Annotated in this window: 19 protein-coding genes; 14 read left to right on the plus strand and 5 right to left on the minus strand. The window is 69.4% G+C overall.

What is annotated here, in order from left to right; genetic code table 11:
• Positions 1-175: 175 nt before the first annotated feature.
• The 9 genes from AC3ERS_RS00340 (at position 176) to AC3ERS_RS00380 (ending at position 9,122) form a co-directional block, all read left to right on the plus strand.
• Positions 176-1,021 (plus strand): ABC transporter permease, encoded by an 846-nt coding sequence (locus tag AC3ERS_RS00340; protein WP_431962214.1) that lies wholly within the window; start codon positions 176-178, stop codon positions 1,019-1,021.
• Complete coding sequence (locus AC3ERS_RS00345) at positions 1,021-1,887, plus strand: MlaE family ABC transporter permease (RefSeq protein WP_357458190.1); 867 nt, start codon at positions 1,021-1,023, stop codon at positions 1,885-1,887. The genes AC3ERS_RS00340 and AC3ERS_RS00345 overlap by 1 nt, the downstream gene beginning before the upstream one ends.
• Before the next feature lie 3 nt (positions 1,888-1,890).
• Positions 1,891-2,925, plus strand: a complete 1,035-nt coding sequence (locus tag AC3ERS_RS00350) for an MlaD family protein (RefSeq protein WP_431962216.1) — start codon at positions 1,891-1,893, stop codon at positions 2,923-2,925.
• A complete protein-coding gene (locus tag AC3ERS_RS00355; protein WP_431962218.1) occupies positions 2,922-3,926 on the plus strand; it encodes an MlaD family protein in 1,005 nt (334 codons plus the stop codon). Before AC3ERS_RS00350 ends, AC3ERS_RS00355 begins: the two co-directional genes overlap by 4 nt.
• On the plus strand, positions 3,914-4,960 hold the full coding sequence (locus AC3ERS_RS00360) for an MlaD family protein (RefSeq protein WP_431962220.1): 1,047 nt from the start codon (positions 3,914-3,916) through the stop codon (positions 4,958-4,960). Before AC3ERS_RS00355 ends, AC3ERS_RS00360 begins: the two co-directional genes overlap by 13 nt.
• Complete coding sequence (locus AC3ERS_RS00365) at positions 4,960-6,063, plus strand: MlaD family protein (RefSeq protein ID WP_431962222.1); 1,104 nt, start codon at positions 4,960-4,962, stop codon at positions 6,061-6,063. Before AC3ERS_RS00360 ends, AC3ERS_RS00365 begins: the two co-directional genes overlap by 1 nt.
• Positions 6,060-7,127, plus strand: coding sequence for an MlaD family protein (locus AC3ERS_RS00370; RefSeq protein WP_431962224.1), 1,068 nt, complete (start codon positions 6,060-6,062; stop codon positions 7,125-7,127). The genes AC3ERS_RS00365 and AC3ERS_RS00370 overlap by 4 nt, the downstream gene beginning before the upstream one ends.
• Positions 7,124-8,080 (plus strand): MlaD family protein, encoded by a 957-nt coding sequence (locus AC3ERS_RS00375; RefSeq protein ID WP_431962226.1) that lies wholly within the window; start codon positions 7,124-7,126, stop codon positions 8,078-8,080. The genes AC3ERS_RS00370 and AC3ERS_RS00375 overlap by 4 nt, the downstream gene beginning before the upstream one ends.
• Positions 8,081-8,303: 223 nt before the next feature.
• On the plus strand, positions 8,304-9,122 hold the full coding sequence (locus AC3ERS_RS00380; RefSeq protein ID WP_431962228.1) for a hypothetical protein: 819 nt from the start codon (positions 8,304-8,306) through the stop codon (positions 9,120-9,122).
• A 54-nt stretch (positions 9,123-9,176) separates the two neighbouring features.
• On the opposite strand, the gene AC3ERS_RS00385 is transcribed toward AC3ERS_RS00380, so the two are convergent.
• On the minus strand, positions 9,177-9,731 hold the full coding sequence (locus tag AC3ERS_RS00385; protein ID WP_431962230.1) for a TetR/AcrR family transcriptional regulator: 555 nt from the start codon (positions 9,729-9,731) through the stop codon (positions 9,177-9,179).
• Positions 9,732-9,957: 226 nt separating this feature from the next.
• Here AC3ERS_RS00385 and AC3ERS_RS00390 point away from each other — a divergent pair, with 226 nt between their 5' ends.
• The gene (locus AC3ERS_RS00390; RefSeq protein ID WP_431962232.1) at positions 9,958-11,181 is read left to right on the plus strand and encodes a cytochrome P450; all 1,224 of its coding nucleotides are present in this window, start codon (positions 9,958-9,960) and stop codon (positions 11,179-11,181) included.
• A gap of 1 nt (position 11,182) precedes the next feature.
• Here AC3ERS_RS00390 and AC3ERS_RS00395 read toward each other — a convergent pair whose 3' ends face one another.
• A complete protein-coding gene (locus tag AC3ERS_RS00395) occupies positions 11,183-11,563 on the minus strand; it encodes a DUF5313 family protein (protein ID WP_431962234.1) in 381 nt (126 codons plus the stop codon).
• Positions 11,560-12,039, minus strand: a complete 480-nt coding sequence (locus AC3ERS_RS00400) for a MarR family winged helix-turn-helix transcriptional regulator (protein ID WP_431962236.1) — start codon at positions 12,037-12,039, stop codon at positions 11,560-11,562. The genes AC3ERS_RS00395 and AC3ERS_RS00400 overlap by 4 nt, the downstream gene beginning before the upstream one ends.
• Positions 12,040-12,241: 202 nt before the next feature.
• Here AC3ERS_RS00400 and AC3ERS_RS00405 point away from each other — a divergent pair, with 202 nt between their 5' ends.
• Complete coding sequence (locus tag AC3ERS_RS00405) at positions 12,242-13,264, plus strand: DUF418 domain-containing protein (RefSeq protein WP_431962238.1); 1,023 nt, start codon at positions 12,242-12,244, stop codon at positions 13,262-13,264.
• Between the two features lie 28 nt (positions 13,265-13,292).
• Here AC3ERS_RS00405 and AC3ERS_RS00410 read toward each other — a convergent pair whose 3' ends face one another.
• Both AC3ERS_RS00410 and AC3ERS_RS00415 read right to left on the minus strand, forming a co-directional pair.
• Positions 13,293-14,510 (minus strand): cytochrome P450, encoded by a 1,218-nt coding sequence (locus AC3ERS_RS00410; RefSeq protein WP_431962240.1) that lies wholly within the window; start codon positions 14,508-14,510, stop codon positions 13,293-13,295.
• Positions 14,511-14,867: 357 nt separating this feature from the next.
• Positions 14,868-15,062, minus strand: coding sequence for a hypothetical protein (locus AC3ERS_RS00415; RefSeq protein WP_431962242.1), 195 nt, complete (start codon positions 15,060-15,062; stop codon positions 14,868-14,870).
• A 160-nt stretch (positions 15,063-15,222) separates the two neighbouring features.
• On the opposite strand from AC3ERS_RS00415, the gene AC3ERS_RS00420 reads away from it, so the two are divergent.
• Genes AC3ERS_RS00420 through AC3ERS_RS00430 form a run of 3 tightly spaced genes read left to right on the plus strand, consistent with a single transcriptional unit; the run spans position 15,223 to position 16,053 of the window.
• Positions 15,223-15,663: a hypothetical protein gene (locus AC3ERS_RS00420; protein ID WP_431962244.1), complete on the plus strand. Its 441-nt coding sequence runs from the start codon at positions 15,223-15,225 to the stop codon at positions 15,661-15,663.
• Positions 15,664-15,700: 37 nt separating this feature from the next.
• Positions 15,701-15,856, plus strand: coding sequence for a hypothetical protein (locus AC3ERS_RS00425; RefSeq protein ID WP_431962246.1), 156 nt, complete (start codon positions 15,701-15,703; stop codon positions 15,854-15,856).
• An 8-nt stretch (positions 15,857-15,864) separates the two neighbouring features.
• Positions 15,865-16,053, plus strand: coding sequence for a CsbD family protein (locus AC3ERS_RS00430; RefSeq protein WP_431962248.1), 189 nt, complete (start codon positions 15,865-15,867; stop codon positions 16,051-16,053).
• The last annotated feature ends 87 nt before the right edge of the window (positions 16,054-16,140 follow it).

Raw genomic sequence — 16,140 nt, forward strand, 5'->3', positions numbered from 1 at the left:
TAACCGGGAGCGTTTACCTGAACGGTTGATCAGTGGTCAGCGTCACAGCATCCGAATTTTGTTGTGACGCAGAGTACCGATTAGCTTGACGGATGTTGGCATTGACGCCGGATTCGGAGAGCGCCATGAATTTCGACATCTCCCGTGCGGAAAGCGCGGCACGCGGGTCTGGTCTATGACCCCGGAAATCCGCACCGCCGATCGCGAATCCGCGACCACGATCGTTCGCAAGAATTTCTCCGACACGATGGTGTCGTCGCTGCGGACGTTCGGTCGTGCGGTGGGTATCGCGCAGGAGTCGGTCACCGGAACGGTCGGTGATATCGCGCGCCGGGAGTTCCAGTGGCGTGAGGCGATCGTGCAGGCGTGGCGGTTGATCACGGTGACGACGGTGCCCGCGATCTTGATGGCGATCCCGTTCGGAGTGATCGTCTCGATTCAGGTGGGGAATCTGATTCATACGTTGGGCGCGGATTCGCTGCTGGGTGCGACCGGTGGTCTGGGCGTGATCAAGCAGGGTGCGCCGATGGCGACGGGGTTCCTGCTCGGCGGCGCGGGGGCGGCGGCGATCGCGGCGGATCTGGGTGCGCGCACGATTCGGGAGGAGATCGATGCGTTGCACACGATGGGGATCTCGCCGATCCATCGGTTGGTGATTCCGCGGATGGTGGCGATGCTGGTGGTCGCGCCGCTGTTGAACGTGTTGATCATTTTCGTGGGTGTGCTGGCGGGATACGCGGTGGCGATCGGCGGACAAGGGGTCACGCCGGGCAGTTATTGGGCGACGTTCGGTTCGTTCACCACGGCCGCCGATGTGTGGGTGTCGTTGGTGAAGGCGTTGATCTTCGGATTCGTGGTGGTGACCATCGCGTGCCAGCGGGGGTTGGAGGCCAAGGGCGGTCCGCGGGGTGTGGCCGACGCGGTGAACGCGGCGGTGGTGCTGTCGGTGGTGTCGATCGTGTGCGTGAATCTGCTGCTGACGCAGGTGACCGCGATGTTCCTGCCCACGAGGCTGGCGTGATGGCTGTCTCCTCCTACGTCCCGAAGGGACTCGCTCCCGTCGCGCGCTACTTCCGTCGCGGCAGCCGCGTGCTGCGGGCGATCGATTCGCTCGGCTTCGTCGCGGTGTTCGTCTGGCAGGTGCTCTCGTCCATTCCGCTGACGTTGCAGCGCTATCGCGCGGAGACCATGCGCGCCATCACGAACATGACGTGGGGCCGCGGCTCCATCGTGGTCGGCGGCGGCACGGTGCCCATGATGGTCGTGCTCGGCCTGGTGATGGGCGCCTCGGTCGGCGTCGAATCCTTCGCCACCCTGGACATGCTCGGCATGGGCCCGGTCACCGGCATCGTGTCGGCCTACGCGACGACCCGCGAACTCGCCCCGATCGCGGCCGCCGTCGGCTTCGCCGCGCAGGCGGGTTGCCGGATCACCGCCGAGATCGGCTCCATGCGCATCTCCGAGGAGATCGACGCGATCGAATCGCTCGGCTTGCGGTCGGTGCCGTTCGTGGTGACCACCCGGGTGATCGCGGGCGCGCTGGCCATCGTGCCGACCTTCCTGATCGCGCTGATCCTGTCCTACCTCGCCTGCCGCGGCCTCATCACGCTGGTGCACGGCCAATCCGCGGGCGTCTACGACCACTACTTCTTCCAATTCGTGTCCGGATTCGACGTGATCGCCGCGGTGATCAAGGTCGCCATCTTCGGCACCGTGGTGATTCTCGTGCACAGCTATTACGGCTTCTTCGCGAAAGGCGGACCCGAGGGCGTCGGCATCGCGTCGGGCCGTGCGGTGCGCACCAGTTTCGTGGCGATCATCGCCATCGACATGGTGCTGTCCATCGTGCTGTGGGGTTTCAACACGGCGATCAGCTTCACGGGGTGAACATTGCCTGAGTACGGCTTGCCCGGCGTCGCCGCGGACAAGAAACGTTCGCGCACGATCGGATTGGTGATCGTCGCGCTGATCGGGGTGGTCGCGCTGACCACCGCGCTCTACCGCACCGTGCGTTCGGAAGACGGCCTGCGCATCGCGCTGCGCACCGAGCAGATCGGCGACGGCGTCACCGAGGGCACCCAGGTGCGCCTGGACGGCGTGCTGGTCGGCGAGGTGGCGCGGATCGCGCCCGCCGAGCGCGGCACCCAGCGAATCACCTTGCGGCTGGACGACTCCCGGCTGTACGGCATCGACGACTCGCTGCTGGTCGACTACGCGCCCGCCAATCTGTTCGGCATCAGCGAACTCGAACTGCGCCGCGGGCCAGGCGGTTCGCCGCTGCGCCAGGATGCCGAGATCGACCTGACCGGACCGCGCGCCGCAGGCGTCTACGACGCCACGATGGGCAGCATCCTGCGCAGCCTGTCGCAGGTGAGCGCGTCGGTCTTCAGCCCGCAGCTGGCGACCGTCATCGCGCAGGTCTCGGCGGACTTCAAGGCGTTCACGCCGCTGGTGCAGGCGCTGATCACGGTGGCGCGCACCATCGCCGACAACCAGACCATGCCCGCCTCCGAGCTGATGGGCAGGCTGGGCCCGGCCTTCGACGGCGGCGGCGACTTCGCGGGCGCGACGATCCAGATCCTGGACCAGATCCACGACATCAGGATCGTGCAGACCGACAAGGACCGCTACGACATCGGCGTCGCCGCCCTCACCGGACAGATCCTGCCCGGCCTCGCCACCACGGTGAGCACCGCGGGCGGACAGCTGGCCGAGGCCACCGACATGCTGGCCCCGCTGCTGAGCGTGCTCGCCCAGATGGTGCCGCGGCCTCAGCAGTCGGCGGCCGAATTGCGCCTGCTGCTGGAGCGTTTGCGCGCGGCGATGCCGGAGTCGCCGGACGGGCCGGTGCTGAATCTGGAGGTCGACCTGCAGGGCGTGCCCGGTATCGCGGTGCCGCTGCTCGGCCAGGGAGGTGTGCGATGACGGTGCGCGGCGCGGCATGGCGCTTCGGTCTGTTCGCCGCGGTGATGGCGGTGGTGCTCGCGCTGGTGCTCACCGCGATCAAGCGGCCGGTGTCCGGCGAGACCCAGGCGCACGACGCGCTGTTCACCGACGCCAACGGCCTGAAGGTCGGCGACGACGTGCGCATGTACGGCGTGCAGGTGGGCAAGGTCGAGAAGATCTCGCTCGACGGGGTGAAGGCGAAGGTCCATCTCACCGTCCGGACGGCGACGCCGATCTACGACAACAGCACGCTGGCCATCCGGTACCAGAACCTGACGGGGCAGCGGTACATCGATCTCCAGCAACAGCCGAATCCCGGTGTGCGCCTAGCGGCCGACGCGCTGATCGGCGCCGACATGACGGTGCCGTCGTTCGATGTGACCAGCCTGTTCAACGGTCTGAAGCCGGTGCTCGCGACGCTGTCGCCGGAAGCGGTCAACCAGTTCGCCGAGAGCATGCTCGCGGTGATCGAGGGCGACGGCACCGGCATCGGTCCCGCGATGGAGGCGATCGGCAAGCTCAGCCAGTACGTGGGCGACCGCCAGCAGGTGATCGGTCAGCTGGTGAAGAACATGTCCGACATCGCCGACCGGGTCGGCGGGCGGGTGCACTACCTGGTGCCGCTACTGGCCAGGCTCAGCGACGTCTTCCAGTCCCTCCAGGCCAACATCGGCGGGCTCGCCGATTTCGCGATGTCCGCGCCCGCGGTGCTCGGTCCGCTGGACCGGCTGCTGGCCACGCTCGGGCTCGACCCGCACAGCGGCCAGGACATCGACGCGATGATCCGCGGCCTGTTCCCCGATCCGGAGCAAGCGGTCGAGGTTTTCGGCCGGCTGCCCGGCCTGCTCCAGTCGGTGGACAACGCACTGCCACGCACCGTCGCAGGCTGGCGGCCGGAGTGCAGCAAGGGCGCGGCCGAGCTGCCCGCGCCGGTGCGCGTGCTGGTAGCAGGACAGAAGGTGGCGATATGCCAGGCGTGATTTCCCGCTGGTTCGGCGGTGACCGGCCGATCCTCGACGACGCGGCCAAGCGGCACAAGGAGATTCGGCTCGGTGTCCTCGGCGCGGCGCTCGTCGTGCTCGGCATGGTCGCGGCGGGCGTGCTGTACGCGGTGCCGTTCGGCAAGACCACCTACACGGCCGAACTGTCGGAGGCGCAGTCGGTGAAGACAGGCGACGATGTGCGCCTCGCCGGAGTCCCGGTGGGTTCGGTGGATTCGCTCGAGCTGAAGCCGGACCGGGTGGTCATGAAGTTCACCGTGAAATCCGATGTGTTCCTCGGTGACAAGACATCCCTGGACATCCGCATGCTCACGGTGGTGGGCGGGCACTATGTCGCGCTGTTCCCCGCGGGAGACGCGCCGCTGGGCAAGAAGCCGATCCCCGCGGATCGAGTCCGCCTGCCCTACAGCCTGATCCAGACCTTCCAGGACGCGACGACGCCGCTGAACGAGCTCGACGGTGACACGCTGCGGCGCAACCTGTCCGCGCTGGACGACTCGCTCTCCTCCGCCCCGGACACCCTGCGCACCACGCTGGACATGGTCGGCGGCTACATCGACGCCATCGACCGCCAGCGCGCCCAGGTCTCCAACGCCATCGCGGTGGCCGACGAATACGTCACCATGTACGACGGCGCGAAGACCGACCTGGGCAGGCTGATGGACAACGTCAACCTGCTGGAGACCGTGCTCATCGACAAGCGCGCGGAACTGCGCGAGTCGATCGCGCTGCTCAACAGCGTGGTACAGCGGCTGGCCGCGCTCGCACCCGCCTGGGACGCCACCTTGAAGCCGAGGGCGCAGCAGCTGGCCGACGCGCTGCCGCGGCTCGAGGAGATGGGCGGCAAGCTCGAACCGATGATCGCGAGCACCCAGCAGCTCGGCGAGAAGCTGCGGTCGCTGGTGATCCCGGAGGAGGGCATCGTGCTCGACCGCTCGGAGACGACGGTGCCCGCTCCCTCTGGTCTGGATCTGTCGTCGGTGTGCGTGCCGGTGCCGGGGAAGGAGTGCTGATGCTGAAGAAGCTGCTCGGCACACAGGCGTTCATGTCGATCGCGGGCGTCGCGGTCATCGCGCTGCTCGGGGTGGCCGGTTACTTCGTGGTCTTCGATCCGATGAAGAAGACCGAATCCTATTGCGCGATCATGCCCGACAGCATCGGTCTGTACCAGGGCAACCAGGTGACCATGCGCGGCATCACGGTCGGCAGCGTCACCTCGGTGCGCAACCAGGGCGGGAACGTGCGGGTCGATTTCGAGGTCGACGCCGACCACCCGGTGTACGCCGACGCCTCGGCCACCACGGTGTCCGACACCGTCGTCGCCGACCGGGAACTCGCCGTGCTGGCCAGCGGAACCAACCTGGAGCGCTGGAACAGTGCGCAGTGCATCACCAAGACGCTGACCCCGAAGAGCCTCACCGAGACCCTCACGGCGCTAGCGCAACTTTCCGACCAGATCGTGGGGCCCGACCCGTCCCAGCCCCATTCGCTGGCCAACGGGCTCACGGCGCTGGACAGGGCGACGGCGGGCACCGGCCCGCAGATCAACGAGCTGATCCGCAAGCTGGGTTCGGCGCTGAAATCGCCGGACGCCGACATCGGTCACCTCGCAGGCATTTTCGACGCGTTCGCCTCGGTCTCGCAGAAGGTGAACCAGTACTGGGGCGACCTGCAGACCATGCTGGTGCGCGTCGGGCCCGTGCTGAATCAAGCGAGCGATGACCTGCTGATCCCCGGCGCGCAGCTGTTCGACGGCTTGGCCGAGGTGCTGCCGATGCTGAACGACATCACGAACTCGTTCGGCGACCAGATCCTCACCCTGCTCGACCGGGCGGTGCCGATGCTGAAGCTGCTGCGCGCCAACGTCGGCTCGTTGCGCGAGATCGTGCTCACCACACCGGTGTTCGCCTCCGCGCTGCGCAGCGTCGCCGATCCGGAGACCGGCGCGGCGAGCCTGACCTACGCCCCGCCGAAGGTGGCGATCCCGCAGCAGAACGCCGAGCAAGTGTGTGCGGCCCTGAACGCGGCGTCGCCCGGCCGGTGCGCAGGCGTCGAGAACGGCATGGTGAACGTGGAACTGGTGCAGCTGGTGCTGGGATTGGCGGGTGCCCGATGATCGAACGGCGGAAAACCGTGCGGCGCACCGGGATCGCGCTGGCGCTGGCGGCCTCGGTCCTGCTCGGCGGCTGCGCCTTCGACCCGTCCTCGGTGCCTGTGCCCGGCACCTCGGTGTCGGGGCCGACCTACCGCGTCCGGATCGAGTTCGCGAACGTGCTGAACCTGCCCGCCCGTGCGAAGGTCATCGCCAACGGCGCGCAGGTCGGCGCCGTCGAGAAGGTCACCGTGGTGCCCGCGGCCGAGGCGCGGCAGGGCCGCGGCGGGTACGTCGTCGTGGACATCGACCTCGCGAAATCGGTACGGCTGCCGTCGAACACGATCGCGGAGCTGCGCCAGAACACGGTGCTCGGTGACATCCACATCGCGCTGACCACCCCGCCGGACGGCTTCGGCTCGCTGCTCGAACCGGGCGGCACCATCGATCTGGATCACACGAAACCTCCTGTGCAGCTGGAGGACACGATGGCGGCGATGGCGTTCTTCGTACAGGGCGGCGCGGTCGGCCAGTTGCAGGACATCATCCACCGGTTCAACTCGGTGCTGCCGCAGGACCCGAAGGAGACCGCGCGGATCGCGGGCGTGATGGGCGCCGACGCCGCCGACCTGGCCGCCAACCTCGACCAGGTGGACAAGTTGCTCTACGGTCTCGCCAACAACGCCGAAGTGCTGCACAAGGTGCAGCCGGAGCTGGACAACATCCTCAGCGCGGCGTCGGTGGACCGCCTCGGCGCCGCGACGCAATCCATCGACGGCGTGACGAAGATCTTCCACGAGCTCGGCCCGGTCGGCCAATCGCTGGTGTGGCTCGCGCCGCTCGTACAGTCCGGCGACGCGGCAGCCATGGCGTTCGTGCCGCTGGCCACCGGCGGACCGCTGGATCTGCGCAACCCCTCGAATCTGGCCATGCTGGTCGCGCTGCTGCGGGACAAGATCATTCCGTTCGTCGAGCGCGGGCCGAAGGTGAACGTCACCGGCGTGCGGGTGGACGCGAGTCCCATCGCGGAGCAGGAGCAGGTCGACCGCATCGTTCAGACCCTGCGCATGATCGGAGCTGTCCGATGAAGATCGGTTCGCTGGCCTCGCTCGGCGGCATCGCCGCCATCATGATCCTCGGCGCGGCCTACCTGACCTTCGGCGTGGTGCGGTTCGATCCGTTCGCCGACTACACCCACGCCACCATGGTGCTGAAGAACTCCGGCGGGCTCGGCGTCGGTTCGCCGATCCTGTTGACCGGCATCGAGATCGGCGACGTCACCTCGGTGGACAACACCGCCGCCGGTGTCGAGGTCGGCTTCCGCGTCGACGCCGCGCACCGGGTGCCCACCGCGAGCGTCGTCACCATCGAACATCTGTCGGCGCTCGGCGAGCCGTACGTGCAGTTCGTTCCGAAGGGCGACAGCGGACCGTACCTGCGCGACGGCCAGCGCCTGGACACCGAGGACGTCCGGACGCCGCTGTCCGTCGCCGAGGTGGCGCGCATGGTCACCAAGACCATGAACCAGCTCGATCCGGCGGTGGTCGGTTCGCTGGTGGAGACCATGAGCAAGTCCGTCACCGGCACCGAATCCGTGATGCCCGAGCTCGCCAGGTCCGGTGATCTGCTCGCCTCGACCATCATGACCAGGGCGCCGAAGATCGCCGAGCTGATCAACAGCTTCCAGCTCGCCGCCGCCGACATCGAATGGGCAGGCCCGGCGACCGCGGCGGGCGCACCCGGCCTGGTGCGCTTCGGCCAGGCGCTCGACGAGCTCGTCGAGGCGGTCGGCCGCCTGGTCACCGCGCAGGGCAGTCCGGAGAGGTACCTCGAGGGCGGCGGTGTCGTGCCCTTCCTCGAAAAGCTCACGGCATGGCTCCGCGAAGCGGGCCCCGAACTGCGCGAACTCATCCCGGGCCTGCGACCGCTCGCGGACGCGGCGACCTCCGCCGCGCCCCAACTCGACCTGAGCACCCTGATCGGCCAAGCGCTGCACAGCACCGACGACGACGCGATTCAGGTTCGCGTCGCCATCAAATAACCGGCCTCGCAAGAGGTCTCGCAGAACCGACACACGCCTCGCAGCGCGGAAGCGTCTGGCAGTTCTGCGTGGCAACCGGTGAATCGTTTCATCGGATGGCTGTTGAGCAGAGAGAACACGGGCTTCGGGTGGTTGGACTTCGTGTCAGCGACCTTCGGGTAACCTGCCGGGAAAGATCGACTACTCGTGACGGTGTTCTCTGTTCGGCAGCGAAGGCGGTGCGATGGTGGAGTCCGGCGGCGGCCCTGCGCCCTATGGCTATGACGAAGGGTCGAACAACACTCGCGTTCTCGTGATCGCGGCGGCCATCGCCGCGACACTCGCGGTGGTGGTGGCGATCGGACTCGTGCTGCGTTCGGATCCGGAATCGGACGACGGGCCGACGCCGCTGACGCCCTCGTTCACCGCCAAAACGACGGCAGCCAGTCCCACCGCGCGCACCACGCCGATGGCCACGACCGCCCGTCCGACCGCCTTCGCGTCGGCGACCCCGCAGCCCGCTCGCCGGATCGGCGACGACTGCTCGGCGGGCGGCATCACCGCGCAGTGGGATCTGCGCGAGGGGCAGTGGACGTGCGTGCCGCAGGGCCAGGGTCACGAACCGCACCGCGTCGGCGACGATTGTTCGCACGACGGGATCACCGCGCAGTGGGGCCACGCCCCGGACGGCGAGTGGGTCTGCCTGCCGCAGGAGCAGGCGCGCGAGGATCACCAGGTCGGCGACGATTGTTCGCACGACGGCATCATCGCCCAGTGGGGCCTGTCCCCGGACGGCCGGTGGATCTGCGTGGCGCAGGAACAGGGCGTGGGCGGACCGGTGCCGCCGGTCGTCGTCCCCGCGCCTCCGATCGCGCCGGGACTCCCCGCGCCACCGGTCGCGCCCGGACCCGCCGCGCCGCCTTTCGCGCCCGCGCCTGCCGGGCCGCCGGTCGCGCCCGCTGGGCCGCCGGTCGGCCCCGTGCCTCCGGTCCTGCCCCAGTTCTTCCCGTTGCCGGTCCCGGCCGCGCCGCCGGTGGTGCCGGGACCGCCTGCAGGTGAGTGAGCGAGAACGCCGTCGCGGTGCGTCGTGGCGACGATGCCGCGGTGTGCGCAGCGGTTATGCCGTGGCGAAGACCGGCACGACGAATCGATCGACCAGGGCCCGCTCCGCCGCGTAATCGCCTGCTGGCCAGAACAACAGCGACAGGACCACCCGGACGATCCACTGCCCGGCGGCGGGGTCGTCGCCGGTGGCGGTGAGCGCGGAGGCGGCCTGCGCGAGCCGCGGGTTGCTCGCCAGGAATCGCTCGACCTCGCGCGGGGCGGCGCCGTTGAGGAAGGCGACCGCGACGCGGTCGGCGCGTACCGCGTCGAGCGCGGCGAGGATCGCGCCCGCGACGCGCTCGGCGCCCGTCGTCCCGGCGATCGCGGCGGCGATGGTCTCCCCGATGCGGGCCGTCGCACCGGCGAGGACCGCCTCGCGCAGCGCCGACTTCCCGCCGACATAGCGGTAGACGGTGGCGCGTGAGCAGCCCGCCTCCGTCGCGACGCGCTCGATGCTCAGCCCGGCCATACCGTCGCGGGCGATGAGATCGGCCGCGGCGGCGTGAATGCGTTCGACCGCCAGCGCGCGGCGATCGCCACCGGCCAGCCAGTCGGGTTGTCCGGACATCGCGACCTCGTTTCTCGGCGGATACGGTCGAAGAATTTTGTCTCACGGTGAGACATCTCGCCAAGTGCGACCACGCGGGGCCGCAGCTGGAGGAGGGGGCGCGAGACGGCTTCTGACCAGGCGTTTCCGGCCGCGAATCTCACTTTTCCCAAGCCATTGACGCGGGCTGCCGCGACGGCGAAACCTGGTGTGCGACATCGCTGTCGGAGTGCGAAAGGCGGAGCGGATGACCCGCGCAGTGGACGAGATCGACCTGTTCGACCCGGGGTCGCTCGACGACCCGTATCCCCTCTACGAGCGGCTGCGCCGCACGGCGCCGGTGCACCGGGTGGACGGCACCGATTTCTACCTGGTGAGCCGCTGGGATCTCGTCGTGGAGGCGACCACCCGCCCCGCCGACTTCTCTTCGCACCTGACCGCCGCGCTGGTGCACCAGCCCGACGGCTCGGCCGCCGTCTTCGACATGGACGGCGACGGGCAGGCGGTGCACGTGCTCGCCACCGCCGACGATCCGGAGCACCTGCGCCAGCGCAAACTGGTGCTGCCCGCGCTCGTCGCGAAACGCATTCGCGCACTGGAGCCCACGATGGCGGCGAACGTGCGCCGGCTGTGGGTCGAGGGAGTGGACGGCGATCGCATCGAGTGGATGGCGGCGATGGCCGACCGTCTTCCGATGACCATGGTCGCGGGTCTGATCGGGCTGCCCGACGCGGACGTTCCGCGCCTGGTGGAGTGGGGCTACGCCTCCACCGAACTGCTCGGCGGGGTGGTCACCACCGATCGGCTCGGGATCGTGATCACCGCGGCGACCGAGCTCGCCGGCTATCTGCATCAGGCGTTCACCGCGTCGTGCGCGGCGCCCGGCGACGATCTGCTCGGCGATCTGGCGCGAGCGTGCGCCGCGGGCGATCTCGAGCCGCAGGTCGCGGTGCTGATGCTGGTGCAGCTGGTCGGTGCGGGCGGGGAGTCGACCGCGGGCCTGATCGGCAATGCCGTCCGCTTGCTCGCCGCCGATTCGGCTCTACAACAACGGCTTCGGGAGGATCCGGACCTGCTGCCGGACTTTCTCGAGGAGGTGCTGCGGGTGGAGTCGCCGTTCCGCGCCCACCACCGGCACGTCGTCGCGGACACCACGCTCGGCGGCGTCGACCTGCCCTCGGGCGCGCACCTGCTCCTGCTCTGGGGCGCGGCGAATCGCGACCCAGCCGTCTTTCCCGACGCCGATCGGCTCCGCTTGGATCGCGCCGTCCAACGCGGTCATCTCGCGTTCGGCAAGGGCGTGCATTTCTGCGTCGGCGCCGCGTTGGCCCGGCTCGAGGCGCGGGTCGCGCTCGGCGCGCTGCTCGCCGGTACCGCGTCGTTCGAGCTGGCTCCGGAAGGCGGTGCGGCCCAGTGGGTTCCGAGCGTCTTCGTGCGCAGGCACGCGCGACTCGCGCTCGTCCTCCGTTGACTCAGTGCGGGTGCTGGGCGGCGTAGCGTGCGCGTTCCAGCGCGCGCCTGCGCGCCCGCTCCGGGTTCTCCAGATCGGCGGGCAGCCCGTGCTCGGTCAGACGGTGCGCGCGGTTCATCGGCATGAACGCGGCGGTGTAGAACAGCGCGAGCAGCATGGCGAGCAGCACCATCGACCCGCGCAACCACAGCTCGCCGGGGAAGAAAAGGAACACCGCGAACAGCGGCGTGAAGGGAACCATGCCGCGCACCAGATGGCGTGCGACGGCGTGCTTTCCGGTCAGGTCCTCGCGCACCCAGTCGTGCAGCGAATCGGGCAGCCTGCGCCCGAAGGCGTAGCCGATCCACTCGACGGGGTTGGGGCGGCGGCGGGCGCCTGTCATGCGTCGGCTCCTGTCGATGCGGGGTCGGCGAGCACCGACCGGCGGGCGGCCTCGTTGACCCTGGTCAGCACGTCGCGCAGTTCTTCGAGGTCGGCCAGGGTGACGCCGAGGCGCTGCACCACCGCGGGCGGAATGCGTTCGGCCTGCGCGCGCAGCGCGGCGCCCGCCTCGGTCAGGTCGATGACCAGGTTCCGCTCGTCGCGCGGGTCGCGCCCTCGGCTGATCAGTCCGGCCGACTCCAGGCGCTTGAGCAGTGGCGAGAGGGTCGGCGAATCGAGCTGGATGGCCTCGGCGATCTCCTTCACCGACATCGGCGCCTCGCCCCACAGCGCGAGCATCACCAGGTACTGCGGGTGCGTCAGCCCGAGCGGCTCCAGCAGCGGGCGATAGACGGCGAGCACCGCGCGATTGGCCACGGCCAACGCGAAACACACCTGCCGGTCCAGCCGCAGCGGGTCCTCGATCTCGGTCTCCACGGTTCCTCCTCGGGTCCCGGCTAGGTTAACGCACAAATAGTTAGTGCGTTAAGTGCATGTGCGGGACATCTCCCTCGGACGGCTCCGCCGCTGCTCCGACGGACTTCGCCCGACCCCGCACCGTCGACGCGCATTTCCGCCGCTCCGGCCGTCCGCAGGCCGGTTGACCGAATTCCGCCGACTCCGCCGCTACTGTCGGGGCATGTACGACGTCTCCCCGCGTGAGCGCATTCGCGAACTGGACGCCGTGCGCGGGTTCGCCCTGTGCGGAATGCCGGTGGTCATCATCTGGCAGATGACCGACATGACGGCCACCGTTCCCTCCGGCGAGGCCATGGACCCGCTCCGGCACGCTCTGTCGGTGCTGGTCGAGGGGCGCTTCTTCCCGATCTTCGCGTTCCTGTTCGGCCTGAGCTTCGCGCTGTTCCTGGACCGCGCCGCCGAGCGGACCGCGCGTCCGCGACTCGCGGTGGCGCGCAGGCTGATCGCGCTCGGCGTGCTCGGGCTGGCGCACCAGAGGTTCCAGCCGGGGGAGGCGCTGCTGCCGTACGCGGCCGTGGGAGCGGTGATCCTGCTGCCCGCGTCCGCTCTGCCGCTGTGGCTGATTGTGGCCGCGGGCCTGGTGGGCACGGTGGGCGTGGCGCTCACTCTCGGCGGCGGACTCGCCCTGGTACCCGGCCTGTTCCTGCTCGGCCTGGCCGCGGGCCGTCACGGTCCCGTCGTCGACCTGCGCGGCCGCACCTGGCAGCTCGCGGCGGTCTTCGCGCTCGCGCTGCCCGCCGCGCTGGTGGCTGCCGTATGGGAGTGGCGCACACCGTATCTGGAGCTGTGGACCAGCTCCATCGAGCCGATCGCGGGCCTGTTCGGCGCGCTCACCTACCTGACCGGCCTGTTGCTCGTGCTGCGCACCGGATACTTCGAGGTGCTCGCCGAGGTGCTCGAGCCGATGGGACGCATGGCGCTGACGAACTACGTGTCGGCCACGGCGCTGATCCTGCTCGCGGAGCCGCACCTGCGTCTGGGCGGCACCACCCGCTATCCCGCGCTGCTCGGTCTCGCCGCGGGCATCGTCGTCTTCCATGCCTTCGTCAGTTACCTGTGGCTGTCCTGGTTCCGATACGGCCCGCTGGAATGGGTGTGGCGGTGCGTCACCTGGTGGCGCATCGTCCCACTCGGCAAGACCGAGCCGGAAGGCGTGGCCGCGATCGGTCTGCCGCTCAGGTGACCCGAGATCGCGCCGGGAACACTCGCGCTCAGGCGAGCGTGACCGGCAGGATCAGCGGACCGCGATGCCGGAAACCGGAGCGCCACGGGATCTCTCGCGCGGGCGTGGTCAGCGTCGTCGCAGGCCAGCGATCGCAGAAGCGCGTGAGTACCGCCCCGGCGACGCCGTGCACCAGCGCGGTGCCGAGACAGGAGTGCGGGCCGTGGCCGAGGCCGAGCTGAGCGTTGCGGGCGCGGTTCGGATCGAACCGCTCGGGCCGGTCGAACGCCGCAGGATCGCGATTGGCGCCCGCCAGACACAGCAACACGGTCTGCCCGGCCTTGACGGTGTAGCCGCCGATATCCAGATCCGTTGTAGCGAACCGGGGTCCGGCGAGCACCTGCGGTGAGAGGTAGCGCAGCAGCTCGTCCACGGCGCGCCGCCGGTCGGTGGCGGCGCGGAAAGCCCTGCGGTGCGCGGGCTCGGCGACGAGCGTGAGCGCCGCACCCGCGATCAGGTCGGCGAGCACCTCGTACCAGACGAACAGCAGGTAGAACAGCACGCCGGTGAGCTCGTCGGCCGTCGGCGAACCGGTCTCGTCGCGCGCGGCGACCAGTCGTCCGACCGCGGTGTCGGCGCCCGCCCGCGCGATCACGGCGTCGACGAGTGTGCGCATGGTCGCGAGGGTGTCCCTGGCGCGCGGCACCGTCGCGCCGGGCAGCAGCGTCGAATTCGCCCAGGCGAGCAGGGCTTCGCGTTCCGCGTCGGCCAGTCCGAGCAGCTCACCGAGCACCGCGGCGGGCAGCGGGATCGCCAGCCGTGCGACCAGATCCACCTTCGGGTCCGTGTCGGTGTCCTCGAGCAGCGTGTCGACCAGATCGCTTGCGCGCTCGTCCCATTCGGCAGCCCTGCGCGGCGCGATTTCGGCCGTGATCAGGCGGCGCAGCCGCGCGTGGGCGTGGGCGTCGGCGACGAGCAGCGCGTCCATCGGGGGCGGGACGGCGAATCCCGTGTAGTCGGTCTGCCCGGCCCAGGTGACGTCGGCGGTCAGGCGCTCGTCCGACAGCGCGGCGCGCACGTCGGCATGCCTGGTCACCAGCCAGGCGGGCGGGCCGTCGGGCGTGCGGACGCGGTGCATGCCGCCCTCACGACGCAGCGCGCTCAGCACCGGCCACGGATCCGCCGCGAAACCGGCATCGAAGATCTGTCGCACCCCAGCCCCCATCCGCTTGTCCGCCAACACTTCTCGGTACCGTTCGGTCGGCACCAAAGTACTCCGCTCGGGCCGCGTGCGCCGCTCGGGCTGGTGGGGGGCGTCCGCCGCGGTTGCCGCGACGCGGGGCGGCGATCGGGCGGGGCGTCGCTGGTGTTGCCGCCGCTGCTGTACGCGGCCGCGCGATCAGTTCCGCGGGCGTTCGGCCTGCGCCGACCCGGAGGCCGCCCACGAGGACGCGAAAGAGCGGGCCGCGCGGGACCTGCGGGGTACTGCCTGCGGACCATCCGGGCGGAGATGATCGAGGCAGGCCGCGGGGAGGCGCTCGCGGCACGGCGCGAATCCGGCGTGCCGCCGGATCTGGTCGACCAGGGGACCAAGCGCCTCGATCTCGGCCCGACTCGCTGAGCGCTACTTGGCGGGAACGCCCGCCTGCCGGATCGCGTTCAGGACCTCGCCGTAGCTGAGGGTGGTGGAGTTCACCGAGATGGTCTCCGCCACGCGGTCGACGTCGACGGAATCGACGCCGCCGAGTCCGCGCAGCGCATTCTGGGCGACGCTGGCGGATGCGTCCGAGTAATCGGTGAGGTCGAAGGTGTAGGTCATGGTGTCCGATTCTCCTTGGTTGCTGATCGATCGGTCCGGTCAGTTCTGCGCATACACCGAAACCGGGGGGCGTAAACGTTCGCGATCGCGGTGAGTTTGATCCCGCCGGAACAGGGAATAGCGAACTCGTAATACAACTTTTCAACGCACCAGGATTGTCATGATCATTCTCATAGGGCTGATCGTCCTGATCGGCGCGGTGGTCGTCGGCGTCGCCGCTGTGGCGGCGAATACCGGCGAGCTACGCACGTCGACGGGCGATTTCGCCGTTTTCGACTATCACTTCACAGCGTCCGCGGGAGAGGTGTTCCTTTACGGCACGGTGATCGGCGCGGTGGCCGCGCTCGGGTTGCTCCTCGTGCTGACCGGGCTGTGGCGCACCTCCCGCCGCGGTAGCGAGGCGCGCAGGGAGCTGCGCAGGTCACGCCGGGAGATCGCGGCTACTCGCCGCGATGCTCCGCCTCCGCAGGCACCGCCGGTCGCGCCGCCGCCGGGCAACAAGCCCGCGTGGAGCGCCAACCGATTCCTGCGCCGACCGTCCGGAACCGCGCCGCTGGCGGGCCCTCCGGGCGGCAAGACACAGGCGCCTACTGCCGGCTGACAAGTCAACGGTTGACCAAGAGGAAAGGGATGAGACCGTGATTGTTCTCGGATTGATACTGCTGATCGTGGGCTGGCTGCTCGGGATCGGGTGGCTGACCACGGCGGGCATCATCGTGCTGATCATCGGCGCGGCGCTCTGGATCGCTGGTTCGGTGGGCCGTCCGGTCGGCGGCCGCAGGCACTATTACTGAGGCCATCGATGCACGACGAAAATTACCGCAGGAACGGTCGTTTCGACCACCGAATTCAGGCCGCGCGTGGCCGTATGAAGAAATTCCTCGGACGCGCGACCGATAATCCGCGGCTGTCGGCGGAGGGACGGCGGGACCAGTTCCTCGGCAACATGAAACAGGCAGCAGGCAAAGTGCGGGACGCGTTCCGGCGCTGACCGATCGCCGATGTCGGCCGAGGTGTGCACCCGGCCGACATCGGCATGCGGCTGGACTGCGACTACTCCATCGTCACTCGTTCCGGT

The sequence above is a fragment of the Nocardia sp. bgisy134 genome, from assembly GCF_057708325.1.

What these genes read in the sequence shown, in the direction of transcription:
- AC3ERS_RS00420 (WP_431962244.1), top strand. Translation starts at nt 15,223, where the DNA reads ATGATCATTCTCATAGGGCTGATCGTCCTGATCGGCGCGGTGGTCGTC.
- AC3ERS_RS00340 (WP_431962214.1), top strand. Translation starts at nt 176, where the DNA reads ATGACCCCGGAAATCCGCACCGCCGATCGCGAATCCGCGACCACGATC.
- AC3ERS_RS00395 (WP_431962234.1), bottom strand. Translation starts at nt 11,563, where the DNA reads ATGACAGGCGCCCGCCGCCGCCCCAACCCCGTCGAGTGGATCGGCTAC.
- AC3ERS_RS00385 (WP_431962230.1), bottom strand. Translation starts at nt 9,731, where the DNA reads ATGTCCGGACAACCCGACTGGCTGGCCGGTGGCGATCGCCGCGCGCTG.
- AC3ERS_RS00365 (WP_431962222.1), top strand. Translation starts at nt 4,960, where the DNA reads ATGCTGAAGAAGCTGCTCGGCACACAGGCGTTCATGTCGATCGCGGGC.
- AC3ERS_RS00355 (WP_431962218.1), top strand. Translation starts at nt 2,922, where the DNA reads ATGACGGTGCGCGGCGCGGCATGGCGCTTCGGTCTGTTCGCCGCGGTG.
- AC3ERS_RS00360 (WP_431962220.1), top strand. Translation starts at nt 3,914, where the DNA reads ATGCCAGGCGTGATTTCCCGCTGGTTCGGCGGTGACCGGCCGATCCTC.
- AC3ERS_RS00370 (WP_431962224.1), top strand. Translation starts at nt 6,060, where the DNA reads ATGATCGAACGGCGGAAAACCGTGCGGCGCACCGGGATCGCGCTGGCG.
- AC3ERS_RS00405 (WP_431962238.1), top strand. Translation starts at nt 12,242, where the DNA reads ATGTACGACGTCTCCCCGCGTGAGCGCATTCGCGAACTGGACGCCGTG.
- AC3ERS_RS00375 (WP_431962226.1), top strand. Translation starts at nt 7,124, where the DNA reads ATGAAGATCGGTTCGCTGGCCTCGCTCGGCGGCATCGCCGCCATCATG.
- AC3ERS_RS00430 (WP_431962248.1), top strand. Translation starts at nt 15,865, where the DNA reads ATGCACGACGAAAATTACCGCAGGAACGGTCGTTTCGACCACCGAATT.
- AC3ERS_RS00390 (WP_431962232.1), top strand. Translation starts at nt 9,958, where the DNA reads ATGACCCGCGCAGTGGACGAGATCGACCTGTTCGACCCGGGGTCGCTC.
- AC3ERS_RS00380 (WP_431962228.1), top strand. Translation starts at nt 8,304, where the DNA reads ATGGTGGAGTCCGGCGGCGGCCCTGCGCCCTATGGCTATGACGAAGGG.
- AC3ERS_RS00415 (WP_431962242.1), bottom strand. Translation starts at nt 15,062, where the DNA reads ATGACCTACACCTTCGACCTCACCGATTACTCGGACGCATCCGCCAGC.
- AC3ERS_RS00345 (WP_357458190.1), top strand. Translation starts at nt 1,021, where the DNA reads ATGGCTGTCTCCTCCTACGTCCCGAAGGGACTCGCTCCCGTCGCGCGC.